Below are 16,394 nucleotides of genomic sequence, written 5' to 3'. Positions count from 1 at the left end.
CTGGTAGAGTCCGCTGATCGAGAGGTGCAGCTATGACATCGGCTTACAATATCGGAGATCACTTCGAAGGCTTCGTGCGCGAACTCGTCGAAAGCGGACGTTATGGGAGCGCCAGTGATGTCATGCGCGATAGCCTCCGCCTGCTCGAAGAACGTGAAAAGGCGCGTGCGCTCGAACTGGAATTTCTCAAGCGCGAATATGCAGAGGGCAAGGCCAGCGGAGAGCCGCAAGAAATTGATCCGATCCAATTCCTCAACGAGTTGAAGGCGGAGCGGCGCGCCCAGCGTGGCTAGATATCGCCTGTCGCCTCGGGCGAAGCGACAGTTGCAAGACATATGGCGGGCAATCGCCAGCGAAAACGAGCCGGCTGCGGATCGGTTGATATTGACCCTTCTGCGGAAGTTTGAACTCGTGTCCCTCAATCCCGGAATGGGTTCTCCTCGCCGGGAGATCGGCGCCAAAGCCCGCATTCTGATCGAAGGCAAATACATCGCCATATACGAGCCTACCGACTACGGCGTGGAAATCGTGGTTGTCGTGCATGGGATGCGTCATCCATCGACTTGGCTTGATTGACGCCGCCGTCTCGGACTTTCCAAATAAAACCTTCCCATATCCTCTTCCTTGCTTTAAGGACCGCCTCGCCAGTCGGCCGGGCAGCCGCGCTCAGCATATGGTCGAAAGGCCGCGGGGTGAGGAAAGTCCGGGCTCCACGGAAACACGGCGCCGGATAACGTCCGGCGGGGGCGACCCCAGGGATAGCGCCACAGAAAACAGACCGCCCGGCATGCCGGGTCAGGGTGAAAAGGTGGGGTAAGAGCCCACCGCGGATCCGGCAACGGAGACGGCATGGCAAGCCCCGCCGGGAGCAAGACCGAATAGGGACGACGCGTCCGCTTCATGCGGCAGGCCTGTTTCCGGGCCAGTCGTCCGGGTGGGTTGCGAGAGGCGTCGCGCGAGCGGCGTCCCAGATGAATGGCTGCCACGTTCCGGAGCGATCCGGAGCCTTACAGAACCCGGCTTACAGGCCGACTGGCGATTTTTTTTCCAAAAGTTGAAATTTTTTTCACGCTCGGGGAAGGGGCTCCACGCCCGTTTTCTCGGGGCATTTCTCAACCTTTCGTTAAACTTAACAGCTTATGAATGGGAGACCGGCCTCCCGTTCGCGGGCGACCCATCCCATTGACGCCCATATGGTCCCATGCTATCCCAAAAGCGCACTGAAAAAGGGCGACAGACAGCCCGCTTCAAGACTGGTGCAGACCGGCGGGATCAGCCTTCCGGTCTGGGCGCAAAAGCGAGACAGGACCTCTCTTTCGCGTTCAAAATCAAGTGGATGACGGTTTCGCCCAGCGAGGCTCGTTTTCTGGAAGCGGAAGTATTGCGTCATGAGCCGGTTCCTTTCCAATGCGACGAACAAGGTCGACGCCAAGGGGCGGGTCTCGGTGCCATCCTCTTTCCGCGCCGTGCTTGCCGCGCAGGGGGTGGAGGAGCTGTACGGCTTTCAGGATTTCCACTATCCGGCGATCAATGTCGGGGGACCCGACCTGCTGGCGCGTCTGGAAAGGCGGCTGCAGGACATGGACCCGTTTGCGCCGGAAGCGAACCGGATGTCGCTGCTCATTCATGGCGGCGGCGTTCACATGAAGCTCGATACGGAGGGTCGCCTGATGGTCACGGATTTCATCCGGACCTATACGGGGATCGAAAACGAGGCGACCTTCGTCGGTCGGGCGGATTTCTTTCAGCTGTGGCGGCCGGACCAGTTCCTGGCCGCGCAGAATGCGGCGAGACTGGAGTTGCGGGGCGAAAGCCGCGGCTCCTGATGGTGCGGGGTGACAGGACGATGACGGATCATGGCAACGGAGCGGACGATGCCATTGGCGGACCGATGCGTCATATCCCGGTCATGTTGTCCGAGGTGCTCGCGCATCTCGGGGCGGAGCAAGGCCGCGCCATTCTCGACGGCACTTTCGGGGCCGGCGGCTATAGCCGGGCCATATTGGCGACGGGCGCGACGGTGATCGCGCTCGATCGCGACCCCACGGCGATCGCCGGCGGGCAGGGGCTGCTTGCGGAATATCCTGACCGCTTCAGCCTGCATCACACCAATTTCGGCAAGCTCGACGACTTCGCGCCCGAAGGCGGGCTCGACGGCGTCGTGCTCGATATCGGCGTCTCCTCGATGCAAATCGACGAGGCCGATCGCGGCTTTTCCTTCCAGAGGAACGGGCCGCTCGACATGCGCATGTCGGCCGAGGGCGTCAGCGCCGCCGATGTCGTCAACCGCGCCAAGGTCAACGATCTCATCCGCATCTTCTCCTTCCTCGGCGAAGAGCGCCAGGCGGGCCGCATCGCGCACGCCATCGACAAGAAACGGCTGGAGAAGCCGTTCGAGACCACGCGCGATCTCGCAGGCCTGATCGAGATCGTCACGCCGCGCAAGATGACCGACAAGATCCATCCGGCGACCCGCGTTTTCCAGGCGCTGCGCGTCTTCGTCAACAACGAGCTCGGCGAACTGGTCTCGGCGCTGTTCGCCGCCGAGCGGGCGCTGAAGCCTGGCGGTCGGCTGGTCGTCGTCACCTTCCATTCGCTGGAAGACCGCATCGTCAAGCGCTTCTTCGCCGATCGCGCCGGCAAGGCGTCCGGCTCGCGTCATCTGCCGGAGATCGCGGCGGCGCCGGTGATCTTCAAGCCGGAGCCGAAGCAGGCGGTGCAGGCGACCGAGGCCGAGGCGGAGGTCAATCCGCGCGCCCGCTCCGCCAAGCTGCGCTGCGGCGTCCGCACCGAGGCCAAGGCCGGCAAGGCCGATACTTCGATCTTCGACCTGCCGCAACTCGCCGACATCGAACGACTGAGAGGCTGACATGCTGCGCACGCTGGACATTCTGTTGATCGTGATCATGACGGCGGTGGCGACCATCACCTATACGATCAAGCATCGCGCCGAAGAAAAGCTCTCCGAAGTGCGCAAGCTCGAAGCCAATATCCGGCTGGAGAAGGATACGATAGACCTGTTGCGCGCCGACTGGGCGCTGCTGACCCAGCCCGCGCGGCTGGAGCGGCTGATCGCGCTCTATCAGGACGAGCTGAAGCTGCAGCCGACCGACACGACGCAGATGGTGCAGCCGGTGGAACTGCCGATGCTGAAGTCCGAGCTGCCGGCGGTCGAAGAGGCCGACGCCAAGGACGGCAAGAAGAAGACCGGCGACAAAGCGGCCTCGGCCGACAAGCCGAAGACGGATGACATCAAAACAGGATCGGTGGCGCGCTAATGTCCTTCCTTTCCCGCATCATGGTATTGAAGAGCAAGGCGCATTTCAGCGCCGGTCCGCGTGGATTCGAGGCCGAGAACGGCCAGATCTTCCAGGGTGTGCGAAAAACGTCCGGTCAACAGGCGAGAAGCCGTATCGCCATCATGATCGGCGCTTTCACGCTGGTCTACGCCGTCATCGGCGGACGTCTGGTCTATTACGGCATGACGCCGCCGGAGATGGTGTCTTCCATCCGACCGGCCGACAATCAGGTCGCCTCGCGACCGGACATTCTCGACCGCAACGGCGAGATTCTCGCCACCGACGTCCGCACCGTGTCGCTGTTCGCCGAGCCGCACAAGATCGTCGACCCCGACGAGGCGGTGGAGCTCCTTTCGACCGTTCTGCCCAATCTCGACCGCAAGGCGATCTACAAGAAGCTGACCGCAAGTTCGCGCTTCCAGTGGCTCCAGCGGCAGTTGACGCCCAAGCAGCAGAGCGAAATCCTGTCGCTCGGCATTCCCGGCGTCGGTTTCCGTCCAGCCAAGCGCCGTTTCTATCCTGCCGGCGACGCGGCCTCTCACGTTGTCGGTTACGTCAACATCGACAATCGCGGCGTCGCGGGCATGGAGAAATATCTCGACAACCAGGGCCTTGCCGATCTCGCCGCCATCGGCATGACCAGCACGTCGGAGCTGGAGCCGGTCAAGCTGTCGATCGATCTGCGCGTGCAGAACATCGTCCATGACGAAATCAAACGCGGCCTCGCCGATTTCGACGCCATCGGCGCCGGCGCGGTGGTGCTCGACGTCAACACCGGCGAAGTGCTGGGCATGGCGTCCGTGCCCGATTTCGATCCCAACAATCCCGGCGAGACCATCGATCTCAAGACCAAGAGCGGCATGAACCGCATGTCTGGCGGCGTGTTCGAAATGGGCTCGACCTTCAAGGCCTTCACCACGGCCATGGCGCTCGATTCCGGCAAAGTGTCGATGAACGATACCTTCGACGCCCGCAAGCCGCTCTATATCGGAGGCTTCACCATTCACGATTTCCACGCCACGCGCCGTATCCTGTCGGTGCGTGACGTCTTCATCCATTCCTCCAACATCGGTTCGGCCCGCATGGCCGACGCCGTGGGCGTGGAGGGGCATCGGGAATTCATGACGCGGCTCGGACTGCTCACCCGCATGGACACCGAATTGCCCGAAGTGGCGGCTCCGTCGCAACCGAAAACCTGGAAGAAAATCACCTCGATGACCGTGGCCTTCGGTCATGGCGTTTCGACGACGCCGCTGCAGACGGCGGTGGCCGGCGCCGCGCTGATGAATGGCGGCAAGCTGCTGCCGCCGACCTTCCTGCTGCGCGACCAGGAAAGGGCCAACGAGATCGCCAAGGTCGTGGTCAACGAGCGCACGGTGGAAAACATGCGCTACCTGTTCCGCGCCAATGTTCTCGACGGTTCGGGCAGCCGCGCCAACATCGCCGGCTTCCATGTCGGCGGCAAGACGGGCACCGCCGAAAAGGTAGTCAATGGTCGTTACGCGAACAATGTGCGCTTCAACGCCTTTCTTTCCGCTTTTCCGGTCGAAAACCCGAAATATGTGGTGCTGACCATCGTCGATGAACCAAAGAAGGCGTTCAAGGGCTGCGGCGTCACCGCCGGTTGCAATGCCGGCGTGCTGGCCGGCAACATCATCCGCCGGGCGGGGGCGCTGCTCGGCGTCAAGGCGAAATTCGGCCCCGACGGAAATGCCTTGCTTGTGTCTTATTGAGCGGCATAAACGGACCCACGGAATCGTTTCGATAGAGAAAAGCGAGGGGGCGACATGAAACTCGGGGATGTGCTTTGCGGCGCGGGCGTGCGCGTCGATGGCGCGGCGGCTCAAATCGACGTTACCGGCGTGACCTCCGACAGCCGTCAGGTGAAGCCGGGCGACCTGTTCGTCGCGCTTTCCGGCGTCAAGACCGATGGCGGCAAGTTTATCAGTGACGCGGAAGGCAAGGGCGCCGCCGCCGTTCTCGTGCAATCGGGCGCATCGGCCATGTCCGCGCTGCCGGTGATCGTGTCGGACGATCCGCGCCGCGCGCTGGCCCTGGCCGCCGCAGTTCTCCATCCCGGCCAGCCCGAGACGATGGTTGCCGTCACCGGCACCGCCGGAAAAACCTCGGTCGCCTCCTTTACCCGCCAGATCTGGGCGCATGCCGGCCTCGCCGCCGCGCAGATCGGCACCACCGGCGTCATCGCGCCGGGCCGCATCGACGAGGGCTCGCTGACCACGCCCGACCCGGTGACGCTGCAAAAGCTGCTGGCGGAACTGAAGGGCGAAGGCGTCACGCATGCCGCGATGGAAGCCTCCAGCCACGGCCTCGACCAGCGTCGCCTCGACGGCGTCAAGCTGTCCGCCGCCGCCTTCACCAATCTTGGCCGCGACCATCTCGATTATCATCCGACGATGGAAGACTATTTCGCCTGCAAGATGCGCCTGTTTGACACGCTGATGGCCAAAGGCGCGCCAGCGGTGATTTTTTCCGACGATGAATGGTCGGACAAAGCGGCGTCTGCGGCGCGCAAGGCGGGGCTCGACGTGCGCAAGGTCGGCCGTTTCGGTGATTATCTCGTGCTGAAGCGGGTCGAGCATTATCGCGACAAGCAGGTCGCCGAGATCCATTTCGGCGATGACATCTATGAGATTCATCTGCCGCTGGCCGGCGATTTCCAGATCGCCAATGCGCTGGTGTCGCTCGGTCTGACGCTGTCGACCGGCGCGGACCAGGAAAAAGCCTTCGACGCGCTCGATCATCTGAAAGGGGCGCCCGGCCGGCTGGAGCTGGTCGGCAAGACCCCTGATGGCGCCCTCTGCTATGTCGATTACGCCCACAAGCCGGATGCGCTGACCAATGTGCTGACCTCGGTGCGGCCCTTCACCACCGGCCGGATCGTCACCGTGGTCGGCTGCGGCGGCGATCGCGACAAGGGCAAGCGTCCGATCATGGGCGAGGTGGCCACACGGCTCTCCGACGTTGTGATCGTCACCGACGACAATCCGCGCAGCGAAGACCCGGCGACCATCCGCGCCGAGATCATGGCTGCTGCTCCCGGCGCCGTCGAGATCGGCGATCGGCATGAGGCGATCCGCCACGCGGTGTCGCTGCTGGCGGCGGGCGATACGCTGATCGTCGCCGGCAAGGGGCATGAGGAGGGGCAGAAGATCGGCGATGTCGTGCTGCCTTTTTCCGACCACGAGGAAATCCGCAACGCGCTCAAAGGATGATCCATGGCCTATCTCTGGACCAGTGAAGACCTGATCGCCGCCACCAATGGCCGCCCGCGCGGGACATTGCCCGCCGGGATCACCGGCATTTCGATCGACAGCCGCGCCATCAAGTCCGGCGAAGCCTTCTTCGCGATCAAGGGCGACCGCGTCGACGGGCATGATTACGCCAATATCGCCGCCGCCCATGGCGCGGCGCTGCTCGTCGTCAGCGAAGCCAAGCTGCCGGCGCTGGGCGCGATCCATGCGCCGATGCTGGTCGTGCCGGATGTGCTCGAGGCGATGGAGAAGCTCGGCCGCGCCGCGCGCGACAGGTCGGCGGCCCGCATCATCGCAGTGACGGGTTCGGTCGGCAAGACGACGACGAAGGAAATGCTGCGCCAGGTGCTGAGCGCGGCGGGCAAGGTGCATTACTCGCCGGCTTCCTTCAACAATCACTGGGGCGTGCCGCTGACGCTCGCCCGGATGCCGGCCGACACCGACTACGGCGTGTTCGAGATCGGCATGAACCATCCCGACGAGATCCGGCCGCTGGTGAAGATGGTGCGTCCGCACGTGGCGATCATCACCACGATCGCCGCCGCCCATCTCGGCAATTTCTCCGGCCTGGACGAAATCGCCCGCGCCAAGGCGGAAATCTTCGAAGGGGTTGCCGAAAATGGAGCAGCGCTGATCAATCGCGACATCGAGCAGTTCGAACTGCTCGACCAACTGGCGGCCGAGGCGCGAGTGGCGCACACCTATTCCTTCGGCGCGCATGCCAAGGCGGATTTCCGGCTGGTCGACTATCAGCAGGAAGATCTGCATGGGGTGTTCTGGGCCATCGTCGCCGGCCGCACCATCGAGGTGGCGCTCCAGGCGCCGGGTCGGCACATCGCCGAAAACGCCCTCGCCGTATTGGCGGCTTCCTATCTCGCCGGCGCGGATCTCGACACGGTCGTCTCCGCCTTCACCAGTGTCGCCGCCGGCAAGGGCCGCGGCGCGCGCAGCCGGCTGACGCTGCCGGGCGGCGCCTTCACGCTGATCGATGAGAGCTACAACGCCAACCCGGCCTCGATGCGCGCGGCGCTCGCCCTGCTCGGGGCTGCGCGGCCCGAAGCGGGCGGTCGCCGCATCGCCGTACTCGGCGACATGCTGGAAATGGGGGATTATTCCCCGCAGGTGCATGCCGATCTCGCCCAACCCATTGGCGCGGAGCCGATCGATGCGATATGGCTCGCCGGTCCCGACATGGCCTATTTGCGCGACGCCCTTGGCGACAGCCGCGAGGTGCTTTATTGGCCGACCGTGGATGAGATGAAGGCCTTCGTGGTCGAAAACGTCAGGCCGGGCGACGTGGTGATGATCAAGTCGTCGAACGGCTCGGGATGCGGGCGGATCGTCGCCGCGCTGATGGAACAATATCCGGCCGCTGCGTCGGCTTAAGGACGGAAGGAAAAGCGCGGATGCTGTTGTGGCTGGTGGAGTTCTCGGATCACCTGCAGGTGTTCAACCTGTTTCGGTACATCACCTTCAGGGCGGGAGCCGCGCTGTTCACCTCGGCGTTGATCGTGTTCTTCTTCGGACCGAAGATCATCGATTCGTTGCGCGTTCGTCAGGGCAAGGGCCAGCCGATCCGCGCCGACGGGCCGCAGACCCATTTCAAGAAGGCCGGCACGCCGACCATGGGCGGGCTGATGATCCTGGCCTCGGTCGTCGCTTCGTCGCTGCTCTGGGCCGATCTCGGCAATGTCTATGTGGTCAGCTGTCTGCTGGTGATGCTCGGCTTCGGCCTGATCGGCTTTTATGACGACTATCTCAAAGTCACCAAGCAATCGACCGCCGGATTTTCCGGCCGCATGCGGCTGTTGACGGAATTCGTCATCGCCGGGATCGCCGTCTTCTTCATGATGCTGGCCGCGAAGGCGGCCGGCCCGAACGGCGTCGACATCGCCTCGGCGATCGCTTTCCCCTTCTTCAAGGATCTCCTGATCGATCTCGGCTGGTTCTTCGTCGTCTTCGGCGCCTTCGTGATCGTGGCGGCCGGCAATGCGGTCAACTTCACCGACGGTCTCGACGGGCTCGCTATCGTGCCGGTGATGATCGCCTCGGCGTCCTTCGGCGCCATCGCCTATCTGGTCGGCAACGCCGTGTTCGCCAATTACCTGCAGGTCAACTTCGTGCCGGGCACGGGTGAATTGACCGTGGTGGTCGCCACCGTCATTGGCGCGGGCCTCGGCTTTCTCTGGTTCAACGCGCCGCCTGCCGCCATCTTCATGGGCGACACCGGTTCTCTGTCGCTCGGCGGCCTGATCGGCTCGATCGCGGTCGCGACCAAGCATGAGATCGTCATGGCGATCATCGGCGGCGTCTTCGTGATGGAAACCCTGTCGGTGATCATCCAGGTCGGCAGCTTCAAACTCACCGGCAAGCGCGTCTTCCTGATGGCGCCGATCCATCACCACTTCGAGAAAAAGGGCTGGACGGAAAGCCAGGTGGTGATCCGCTTCTGGATCATCTCGGTGATCCTAGCCCTGGTCGGCCTGTCCACGCTGAAGATCCGCTGAGGGCGTCATGATCCCGGTCGCCACATTCAAGAACCGCCGCGTCGCTCTGTTCGGGCTCGGCGGCTCGGGCCTCGCCACCGCCGAAGCCTTGATCGCAGGCGGCGCCGACGTCACCGCCTGGGACGACAATCCCGACAGCGTCGACAAGGCGCGCAGCCACGGCGTCGGCGCCGCCGATCTCCGCCAGGCCGACTGGTCCAAATTCGCGGCCTTCGTGCTGTCGCCGGGGGTGCCGCTCACCCATCCCAAGCCGCATTGGACGGTCGATCTCGCCCGCGCCGCCGGCGTCGAGATCATCGGCGATGTCGAACTGTTCGTGCGCGAACGCCGGGCGACCGCGCCGGATTGCCCGTTCATCGCCATCACCGGCACCAATGGAAAATCGACCACCACGGCGCTGATCGCCCATATCCTCCGCTCGTCCGGCCGCGACACGCAGCTCGGCGGCAATATCGGCACGGCGGTGCTGACGCTCGATCCGCCGGCGAACGACCGTTTCTTCGTGGTCGAATGCTCGTCCTACCAGATCGATCTCGCTCCCACGATCAATCCGACCGCCGGCATCCTGCTCAACCTGACGCCCGATCATCTCGACCGTCACGGCACGATGCAGCATTACGCCGACGTCAAGGAACGGCTGGTCGCTGGCGCCCGCAACGCCATCGTCGGCGTCGACGACAGCTATTGCGGCCTGATCGCCGATCGGGTGGAAATGGCGGGCGTGGCCGTCACCCGGATTTCGCGTCGCCAGACGCTGGAGCATGGGCTCTATGCCGATGGCTCCAAAATCATGATCGCCGACAGCAATGGCGTTCGCGAGATCGCCGATCTCGACGGCATCCAGACGCTGCGCGGCGGACACAACGCCCAGAATGCGGCCGCCGCCATCGGCGCCTGCCTGGCGGTCGGCGTCGGCGAGGACGAGATCCGCGCCGGTCTCCGATCCTTCCCCGGCCTCAAGCATCGCATGCAGCCGGTGGCCCGCAAAGGCGGCGTCACTTTCGTCAACGACTCGAAGGCGACGAACGCGGAGGCTGCCGCGCCGGCGCTGTCGAGTTATGAGAACATCTTCTGGATCGCCGGCGGCCTGCCCAAGGAGGGCGGCATCGCAGCCCTGAAGCCGTTGTTCCCGCGCGTCGCCAAGGCCTATCTGATCGGAGAGGCGGCGCCGCAATTCGCCGCTACGCTCGGCAACGACGTCGCCTATGAAATTTCCGGCGCGCTCGAGCGGGCCGTAGCGCACGCCGCCCAGGACGCCGCGTCGGTCGACGGCGCGGTGGTGATGCTGTCGCCGGCCTGCGCGAGTTTCGACCAGTTCAAGAATTTCGAGGTGCGCGGCGATCGTTTCGTCACCCTCGTCTCCGAGCTCGACGGCGTCGAGATGCTGGTGCCGGTCTCCGCCGCTTGAAACCTTCAGCCTCTCGCATGCTTCGGCGCGTAGGCTAGCGGCGGCGGGCTTCATGTCCCGCGGCGTGGTTAATGGCATATTAAGAGATTTGCTTGCATTCTCGCTGGAAAATTCCATCGCGACGGCATGAAGAGGTGATTTGATGGTGAGCAGAGCTGAACGCGGGCCTTTGGCCGAATGGTTCTGGACGATCGATCGCCTGTTCCTCGCCGTCTTCGTGCTGTTGCTCGGCATCGGCTTCATGCTGTCCTTCGCGGCCTCTCCCGCGGTCGCAGAACGCATCGGCCTCGACCAGTTCCACTTTGTCGAGCGCCACGGCCTGTTCATGCTGCCGTCGCTGGCGGTCATGTTCGGCCTGTCCTTTCTCACGCCCCGACAGGTGCGCCGCGTCGCCATGATCATGCTGATCGGCGCTTTGGTGGCGATGGTGCTGGTGCTGTTCATCGGCATGGAAGTGAAGGGCTCGCGGCGCTGGATCACCATTTCCTTCCTGTCGATTCAGCCGTCTGAATTCATGAAGCCGGCCTTCGTCGTGGTCTGCGCCTGGCTGTTCGCGGAAAATCAGAAGCAGCCGGACATTCCCGGCAATCTTCTCGCCATGATGCTGTTCGTGATCGTGGCGGCGCTGCTCGTGGCCGAACCCGACCTCGGCCAGACCATCCTGACCTCGGCCGTCTGGGGCTCGATGTTCTTCATGGCGGGGATGCCGTGGTTCTGGATCACGCTGATGGCCATCGGCGCGGCGGGGGGGCTGTTCGTCGCCTATACGGTGCTGCCGCACGCCGCCCAGCGCATCAACCAGTTCCTGACCGGCGAAGGCAACACCTTCCAGGTCGACACCGCTCATGACGCCATCGTGCGCGGCAGCTGGTTCGGCATGGGCCCGGGCGAGGGCGTGGTCAAGCGCATCCTGCCGGACAGTCATACCGACTTCGTCTTTTCGGTGGCGGCGGAGGAGTTCGGCGTCGTGTTCTGCATGGCGCTGGTCGCGCTGTATGGTTTCGTGGTCATGCGCGGCCTGACGCATGCCCGCGGCGACCGCAACGATTTCACCCGCTTCGCCGTGGCGGGCCTCGTGCTGCAGATCGGTTTTCAGTCGATCATCAATATCGGCGTCAATCTTCAGCTTCTGCCCGCCAAAGGCATGACGCTGCCGCTGATTTCCTATGGCGGTTCGTCGCAGATTGCCATATGCGTGACCGCCGGTTTCGTTCTCGCCCTGACGCGTCAGCGGCCGGAAAAGCGGGCGCAGGAGCGCAGCCTCTTCCGCGCTCCGACATTGGCGCCTGCGGAGTAAGTATATGAGCAAAGGCATCATCGCTCTGGCTGCCGGGGGTACCGGCGGCCATTTGTTTCCGGCCGAAGCACTGGGCCACGCGCTTCGGGCGCGCGGCTATTCCGTGCATCTGGTCACCGACAGCCGCGCCGAGCGCTACGCCGGCAAGTTCCCCGCCGACGAGATCCATGTCGTGCCCTCGGCCACTTTCGCCTCCAAGACGCCCTATGCGATCCTGAAGACCGGCTGGACGCTGTGGACCGGCATGCGCAAGGCGAAAGCGCTGTTCCAGCGCATCAGGCCGCTGGCCGTCGTCGGCTTTGGCGGTTATCCCACGGCGCCGCCTCTGATGGCGGCCTCCAGCCTCGGCATCCCCACGCTCATTCATGAGCAGAACGCGGTGATGGGGCGCGCCAACAAGAAGCTCGCGCCGCGCGTCGACGCCATCGCCGGCGGCTTCCTGCCGGAGAACAACGGCGCCTATGCCGCCAAGACGCTGGTGACGGGCAATCCCGTGCGCCCTGGCGTCATCGCCGCGGCGAACCATCCCTACCAGCCCTCCTACGCCGAGGATCCGTTCGAACTCCTCGTGTTCGGCGGCAGCCAGGGCGCGCAGTTCTTCTCCAAGGCCATCCCGGCTGCGATCTGCCTGATCGATAAGGCGCAGCGCGCGCGGCTGCGCATCGTCCAGCAGGCCCGTCCCGAGGATAAGGAGGCGGTCGCCTCCGCTTACGCCAAGCTCAATCTGCCGGCCGAGGTCGCGCCTTTCTTCGGCGACATGCCGGAGAAGATCGCCAGGGCGAATCTGGTCTTCTGCCGCTCCGGCGCATCCACCGTCTCGGAACTCGCCGTTATCGGCCGTCCGGCCGTGTTGGTGCCCTATCCCTATGCGCTCGACCATGACCAGGCCGCCAATGCCGCGGCGCTCAAGGCCAAGGGCGGCGCCGAGGTGATTGCCCAGGCCGAGCTGACGCCCGAGCGCATCGCTGAGATTATCACTGCCGCCATGGCCGAGCCCGACCGGCTCGCCGCCATGGCGAGCGCCGCCCGCCAGACGGGCAAGCCGCAAGCCGCCGACACGCTCGCCGATCTGGTCGAAGCGATCGCCCGCGGCGAAACGGTCGCAGAATTCAAAGGGGTTCACGCATGAAAATGCCCAAGAGCATCGGGCTCGTCCACTTCATCGGTATCGGCGGCATCGGCATGAGCGGGATTGCCGAAGTGCTGCACAATCTCGGTCATAAGGTGCAGGGATCGGACCAGTCCGACAGCGCCAATGTCCAGCGCCTTCGCGCCAAAGGCATCGACGTCTTCGTGGGCCACAAGGCCGACAATCTCGGCGACGCCGAGGTCGTTGTCGTGTCGACCGCCATCAAGAAGAATAATCCCGAACTGATCGCCGCGCGCGAGAAGCTGCTGCCGGTCGTGCGTCGCGCCGAAATGCTGGCCGAGCTCATGCGCTTCCGCAACGCGATCGCCATCGGCGGCACGCATGGCAAGACCACTACGACATCGCTGGTCGGAACGCTGCTCGAAGCCGGCGGGCTCGATCCGACCGTGATCAACGGCGGCATCATCAACGCTTACGGCACCAACGCCCGCATGGGCGAGGGCGAGTGGATGGTGGTGGAGGCCGACGAATCCGACGGCACCTTCCTCAAGCTGCCCGCCGACGTCGCAGTCGTCACCAATATCGACCCCGAGCATCTCGATCACTACGGCACGTTCGACAATGCCCGCGCCGCGTTCCGGCAATTCGTCGAGAATGTGCCGTTCTACGGCTTCGGCGTCATGTGCCTCGACCATCCCGAAGTGCAGACCATGGTTTCCAAGATCGAGGACCGCAAGGTCGTCACCTATGGCGAAAACCCGCAGGCCGACGTGCGCTTCCGCAATCTGCGCTACGAAGGCGCGACCTCGATCTTCGACATCGTCATCCGTCGCCGCCGCACCGGCCAGGTTATCGAGATGAACGGGCTCCGGCTGCCGATGCCGGGCCGGCACAATGTCTCCAACGCCACGGCGGCCATCGCTGTGGCGCATCGCCTCGGGATCAGCGAAGAGGCGATCGCCAAGGGGCTGGCGGGCTTCGGCGGCGTCAAGCGCCGCTTCACCCATACCGGCGAATGGAACGGAATCCAGGTGTTCGACGACTATGGTCATCACCCGGTCGAGATCAAGGCGGTGCTGAAAGCCGCCCGCGACACCTGCAAGGGACGCATCATCGCGGTGCATCAGCCGCATCGTTACAGCCGGGTCCACAGTCTTTTCGAGGATTTTGCCGCCTGTTTCAACGATGCCGACACGATTTTCATTGCGCCGATTTATTCGGCGGGCGAAGATCCGATCGATGGAGTCACGGCGGAAGAGCTGGTGTCTCGCATCAAATCCGGCGGCCACCGCGACGCGCGCTTCCTGTCTTCTCCGGATGCGCTCGCGCCCTTCGTGGCCGCGCTGGCGGAGCCGGGCGATTTCGTCGTCCTGCTCGGAGCCGGCAGCATCACAAATTGGGCCGCGGCTCTCCCCAAGGAACTCGCGTCCCTGTCAGGAAAGAAGGCATGAAGCAGGTAGATGGCAAGAAGCTGCTGGCCGAACTCGGCAGCGCGATGCAGGACGTCAGGGGCAGGCTGACCCCGGACGCGCCGATGGACCGGGTGACGTGGTTTCGCGCCGGCGGTCTGGCGGAACTGATGTTCCAGCCGCATGACGTCGACGATCTCGTCACCTTTCTGAAGGCGCTGCCGGACGAGGTGCCGCTGACGGTGGTGGGCGTCGGCTCCAACCTTCTCGTCCGTGACGGCGGGATCAAGGGCGTGGTCCTGCGTCTGTCGGCCAAAGGATTCGGCGATGTCGAACTGGTCGGCGAAAATCGCATCCGCGCCGGCGCGATTTGCCCGGACAAGAACATCGCCGCCATGGCGCTCGATCACGGCGTTGGCGGCTTCGCCTTCTATTACGGCATTCCCGGCTCGATCGGCGGGGCGCTGCGTATGAACGCCGGAGCCAACGGCTCGGAAACCCGCGAGCGCGTGGTCGAGATCGAGGCGGTGACCCGCAAGGGCGACCGCGTGACGCTCTCCAACGCGGACATGAATTACAGCTATCGCCATTCCGCGCCGCCGGAAGGGCTGATCTTCACCCATGGCCTGTTCGAAGGTTACGCCGAGGACAAAACCAAGATCCGCGCAGACATGGACGCGGTCCGCCATCACCGCGAAACGGTGCAGCCGGTGCAGGAAAAGACCGGCGGCTCCACCTTCAAGAATCCCGATGGGCATTCGGCCTGGAAACTGATCGACGAAGCCGGTTGCCGCGGACTGCAGATCGGCGGCGCGCAGATGTCGCCGCTGCATTGCAATTTCATGATCAATATCGGCCAGGCGACGGCGCATGATCTCGAAAAGCTCGGCGAAATCGTCCGCCAGCGGGTGTTCGAGAATTCAGGCGTATTGCTGGAATGGGAAATCAAGCGCATCGGCGATTTCATGCCGGGCTATGAAGTGGCCGCTTTCGCGCCCTGACGAGAAAGGGCCGCTCGGATCTCGATCGAAAGGGGCTGTATGGCCCCTTTTTCTATCCCCAAGGAGCAAGCCATCTGATTCGAACGCTTCTTTCGCAGAAGTTGTATTTTCGCGTTTTTGGCGAATATCTCCCCACCGGTCCATAGTATTCGTGCGTATTCCGTATTTTTACCATCCAAATTTTGGTGGTTACGGTTAAAGTAGCGCTGAAAAATAAATATTATCGACTATCCTGCGATCGCCGCCCGACCAACAATCCGGCGGCGATGTTTTGTCATATTCCATTTTTACAATTTATAGGTTTTCCATGCTTTCGGTTTTGTCGAAGTTGAAACTGCGCGCGCGTTCGAGCGAAGACACGCCGCCTCGCGCACAGATCGCCTGGAAAGCTTTTTACGGCGCCCTGTATTTTTCCCTTTATATAACGCTGGCGCAGTCCTCGGTCTGGTCGCTTGCCTATTTCGCGCAGATTCTGCCTGCGCATCCGATCGACATACTGGTGTGCATTTTCATCTGGACGCCGTTGCTCACGCTGAGCGGCGCCTTTCTGATCCACTACCGCACAGGGCTGCGCATTCATCGTCTGGCGATGGCGAACAAGGCGCTGGACGAGATGAGCCGCGTAGATCCTCTTTCGAAGCTTCTCAACAGGCGCGCCTTCCTGGACGCTTTCGCGCAACGGACAGAGGACGCCATCCTGATCGTCTTCGACATCGATTTCTTCAAACAGGTCAACGACCGGCACGGCCATGCGGTGGGCGACGAGGTGATCGAGACAGTGGCGAGCATCATTCGCCGTGTGTTCGATCACGCCACCGATGTGGTCTGTCGCCTTGGCGGGGAAGAATTCGGGGTTCTGAGCCAGGGAGCGCAACTCGAAGATGATTATCGCCGCGCCGATCGCGCGCGCGCCGAGACGATCCGTCACGAATTCGCCGCCGGCGATCAGACGTTTTTCGTGACGCTGTCCGGCGGCATGGCTCACGCCGGCGCCGGCGTCGCCTTCGAGGCCGCCTTCAAACGAGCGGACATGGCCATGTACGCCGCCAAGCAGCGCGGACGCAATCTGATCCTGCGGCCGCAATTCGACGACGTCCGCGAGGCCTGAGGC

The 16,394-nt window shown here is 63.5% G+C and carries 15 protein-coding genes and 1 other RNA gene; all 16 read left to right on the top strand.

The annotated features are described in order from the left end of the window. The first annotated feature begins 32 nt into the window (after window positions 1–32). The 16 genes from OCK01_RS03405 (at window position 33) to OCK01_RS03330 (ending at window position 16,391) form a co-directional block, all read left to right on the top strand. On the top strand, window positions 33–293 hold the full coding sequence (locus OCK01_RS03405; RefSeq protein WP_263822698.1) for a type II toxin-antitoxin system ParD family antitoxin: 261 nt from the start codon (window positions 33–35) through the stop codon (window positions 291–293). Next, window positions 286–576: a type II toxin-antitoxin system RelE/ParE family toxin gene (locus OCK01_RS03400; protein WP_263822697.1), complete on the top strand. Its 291-nt coding sequence runs from the start codon at window positions 286–288 to the stop codon at window positions 574–576. Before OCK01_RS03405 ends, OCK01_RS03400 begins: the two co-directional genes overlap by 8 nt. A 68-nt stretch (window positions 577–644) precedes the next feature. Continuing rightward, window positions 645–1,040, top strand: an RNA gene (gene rnpB, locus OCK01_RS03395) — RNase P RNA component class A. 348 nt (window positions 1,041–1,388) lie between these two features. Further along, on the top strand, window positions 1,389–1,826 hold the full coding sequence (gene mraZ, locus OCK01_RS03390) for a division/cell wall cluster transcriptional repressor MraZ (protein ID WP_263822696.1): 438 nt from the start codon (window positions 1,389–1,391) through the stop codon (window positions 1,824–1,826). Window positions 1,827–1,846: 20 nt separating this feature from the next. Next, on the top strand, window positions 1,847–2,869 hold the full coding sequence (gene rsmH / locus OCK01_RS03385; protein ID WP_263822695.1) for a 16S rRNA (cytosine(1402)-N(4))-methyltransferase RsmH: 1,023 nt from the start codon (window positions 1,847–1,849) through the stop codon (window positions 2,867–2,869). 1 nt (window position 2,870) lies between these two features. Further along, window positions 2,871–3,278 carry a hypothetical protein gene (locus OCK01_RS03380; protein WP_182828976.1) on the top strand — a complete coding sequence of 136 codons (408 nt, stop codon included), beginning with the start codon at window positions 2,871–2,873 and terminating at the stop codon, window positions 3,276–3,278. Beyond that, window positions 3,278–5,032 carry a peptidoglycan D,D-transpeptidase FtsI family protein gene (locus OCK01_RS03375; protein WP_263822694.1) on the top strand — a complete coding sequence of 585 codons (1,755 nt, stop codon included), beginning with the start codon at window positions 3,278–3,280 and terminating at the stop codon, window positions 5,030–5,032. The genes OCK01_RS03380 and OCK01_RS03375 overlap by 1 nt, the downstream gene beginning before the upstream one ends. 54 nt (window positions 5,033–5,086) lie before the next feature. After that, entirely contained in the window at window positions 5,087–6,532 is a 1,446-nt protein-coding gene (locus OCK01_RS03370) for a UDP-N-acetylmuramoyl-L-alanyl-D-glutamate--2,6-diaminopimelate ligase (RefSeq protein ID WP_263822693.1), read from the top strand. A 3-nt stretch (window positions 6,533–6,535) separates the two neighbouring features. Continuing rightward, window positions 6,536–7,957, top strand: a complete 1,422-nt coding sequence (locus OCK01_RS03365; RefSeq protein WP_263822692.1) for a UDP-N-acetylmuramoylalanyl-D-glutamyl-2,6-diaminopimelate--D-alanyl-D-alanine ligase — start codon at window positions 6,536–6,538, stop codon at window positions 7,955–7,957. Between the two features lie 20 nt (window positions 7,958–7,977). Continuing rightward, the gene (mraY, locus tag OCK01_RS03360) at window positions 7,978–9,078 is read left to right on the top strand and encodes a phospho-N-acetylmuramoyl-pentapeptide-transferase (protein WP_182828980.1); all 1,101 of its coding nucleotides are present in this window, start codon (window positions 7,978–7,980) and stop codon (window positions 9,076–9,078) included. Window positions 9,079–9,085: 7 nt separating this feature from the next. Next, window positions 9,086–10,486, top strand: a complete 1,401-nt coding sequence (murD, locus tag OCK01_RS03355; RefSeq protein ID WP_263822691.1) for a UDP-N-acetylmuramoyl-L-alanine--D-glutamate ligase — start codon at window positions 9,086–9,088, stop codon at window positions 10,484–10,486. 142 nt (window positions 10,487–10,628) lie between these two features. Beyond that, entirely contained in the window at window positions 10,629–11,783 is a 1,155-nt protein-coding gene (gene ftsW / locus OCK01_RS03350; RefSeq protein ID WP_182828981.1) for a putative lipid II flippase FtsW, read from the top strand. Between the two features lie 4 nt (window positions 11,784–11,787). Next, complete coding sequence (gene murG / locus OCK01_RS03345; protein ID WP_263822690.1) at window positions 11,788–12,912, top strand: undecaprenyldiphospho-muramoylpentapeptide beta-N-acetylglucosaminyltransferase; 1,125 nt, start codon at window positions 11,788–11,790, stop codon at window positions 12,910–12,912. Beyond that, window positions 12,909–14,324: a UDP-N-acetylmuramate--L-alanine ligase gene (gene murC, locus OCK01_RS03340; RefSeq protein WP_263822689.1), complete on the top strand. Its 1,416-nt coding sequence runs from the start codon at window positions 12,909–12,911 to the stop codon at window positions 14,322–14,324. The genes murG and murC overlap by 4 nt, the downstream gene beginning before the upstream one ends. Continuing rightward, on the top strand, window positions 14,321–15,283 hold the full coding sequence (gene murB / locus OCK01_RS03335; RefSeq protein ID WP_263822688.1) for a UDP-N-acetylmuramate dehydrogenase: 963 nt from the start codon (window positions 14,321–14,323) through the stop codon (window positions 15,281–15,283). The genes murC and murB overlap by 4 nt, the downstream gene beginning before the upstream one ends. A 307-nt stretch (window positions 15,284–15,590) precedes the next feature. Then, on the top strand, window positions 15,591–16,391 hold the full coding sequence (locus OCK01_RS03330) for a GGDEF domain-containing protein (RefSeq protein ID WP_263822687.1): 801 nt from the start codon (window positions 15,591–15,593) through the stop codon (window positions 16,389–16,391). Window positions 16,392–16,394: the final 3 nt, after the last annotated feature.

This window comes from Rhizobium sp. TRM95796 (genome assembly GCF_025779995.1).
Taxonomy (GTDB): Bacteria; Pseudomonadota; Alphaproteobacteria; order Rhizobiales; family Rhizobiaceae; genus Rhizobium_E.
This window is presented reverse-complemented; position numbering and strand designations above follow the sequence as displayed.

Coding starts and splice junctions, on each gene's coding strand:
- OCK01_RS03405 (WP_263822698.1), top strand. CDS start 33: ATGACATCGGCTTACAATATCGGAGATCACTTCGAAGGCTTCGTGCGC.
- mraZ (WP_263822696.1), top strand. CDS start 1,389: ATGAGCCGGTTCCTTTCCAATGCGACGAACAAGGTCGACGCCAAGGGG.
- rsmH (WP_263822695.1), top strand. CDS start 1,847: ATGACGGATCATGGCAACGGAGCGGACGATGCCATTGGCGGACCGATG.
- OCK01_RS03380 (WP_182828976.1), top strand. CDS start 2,871: ATGCTGCGCACGCTGGACATTCTGTTGATCGTGATCATGACGGCGGTG.
- OCK01_RS03375 (WP_263822694.1), top strand. CDS start 3,278: ATGTCCTTCCTTTCCCGCATCATGGTATTGAAGAGCAAGGCGCATTTC.
- OCK01_RS03370 (WP_263822693.1), top strand. CDS start 5,087: ATGAAACTCGGGGATGTGCTTTGCGGCGCGGGCGTGCGCGTCGATGGC.
- OCK01_RS03365 (WP_263822692.1), top strand. CDS start 6,536: ATGGCCTATCTCTGGACCAGTGAAGACCTGATCGCCGCCACCAATGGC.
- mraY (WP_182828980.1), top strand. CDS start 7,978: ATGCTGTTGTGGCTGGTGGAGTTCTCGGATCACCTGCAGGTGTTCAAC.
- murD (WP_263822691.1), top strand. CDS start 9,086: ATGATCCCGGTCGCCACATTCAAGAACCGCCGCGTCGCTCTGTTCGGG.
- ftsW (WP_182828981.1), top strand. CDS start 10,629: ATGGTGAGCAGAGCTGAACGCGGGCCTTTGGCCGAATGGTTCTGGACG.
- murG (WP_263822690.1), top strand. CDS start 11,788: ATGAGCAAAGGCATCATCGCTCTGGCTGCCGGGGGTACCGGCGGCCAT.
- murC (WP_263822689.1), top strand. CDS start 12,909: ATGAAAATGCCCAAGAGCATCGGGCTCGTCCACTTCATCGGTATCGGC.
- murB (WP_263822688.1), top strand. CDS start 14,321: ATGAAGCAGGTAGATGGCAAGAAGCTGCTGGCCGAACTCGGCAGCGCG.
- OCK01_RS03330 (WP_263822687.1), top strand. CDS start 15,591: ATGCTTTCGGTTTTGTCGAAGTTGAAACTGCGCGCGCGTTCGAGCGAA.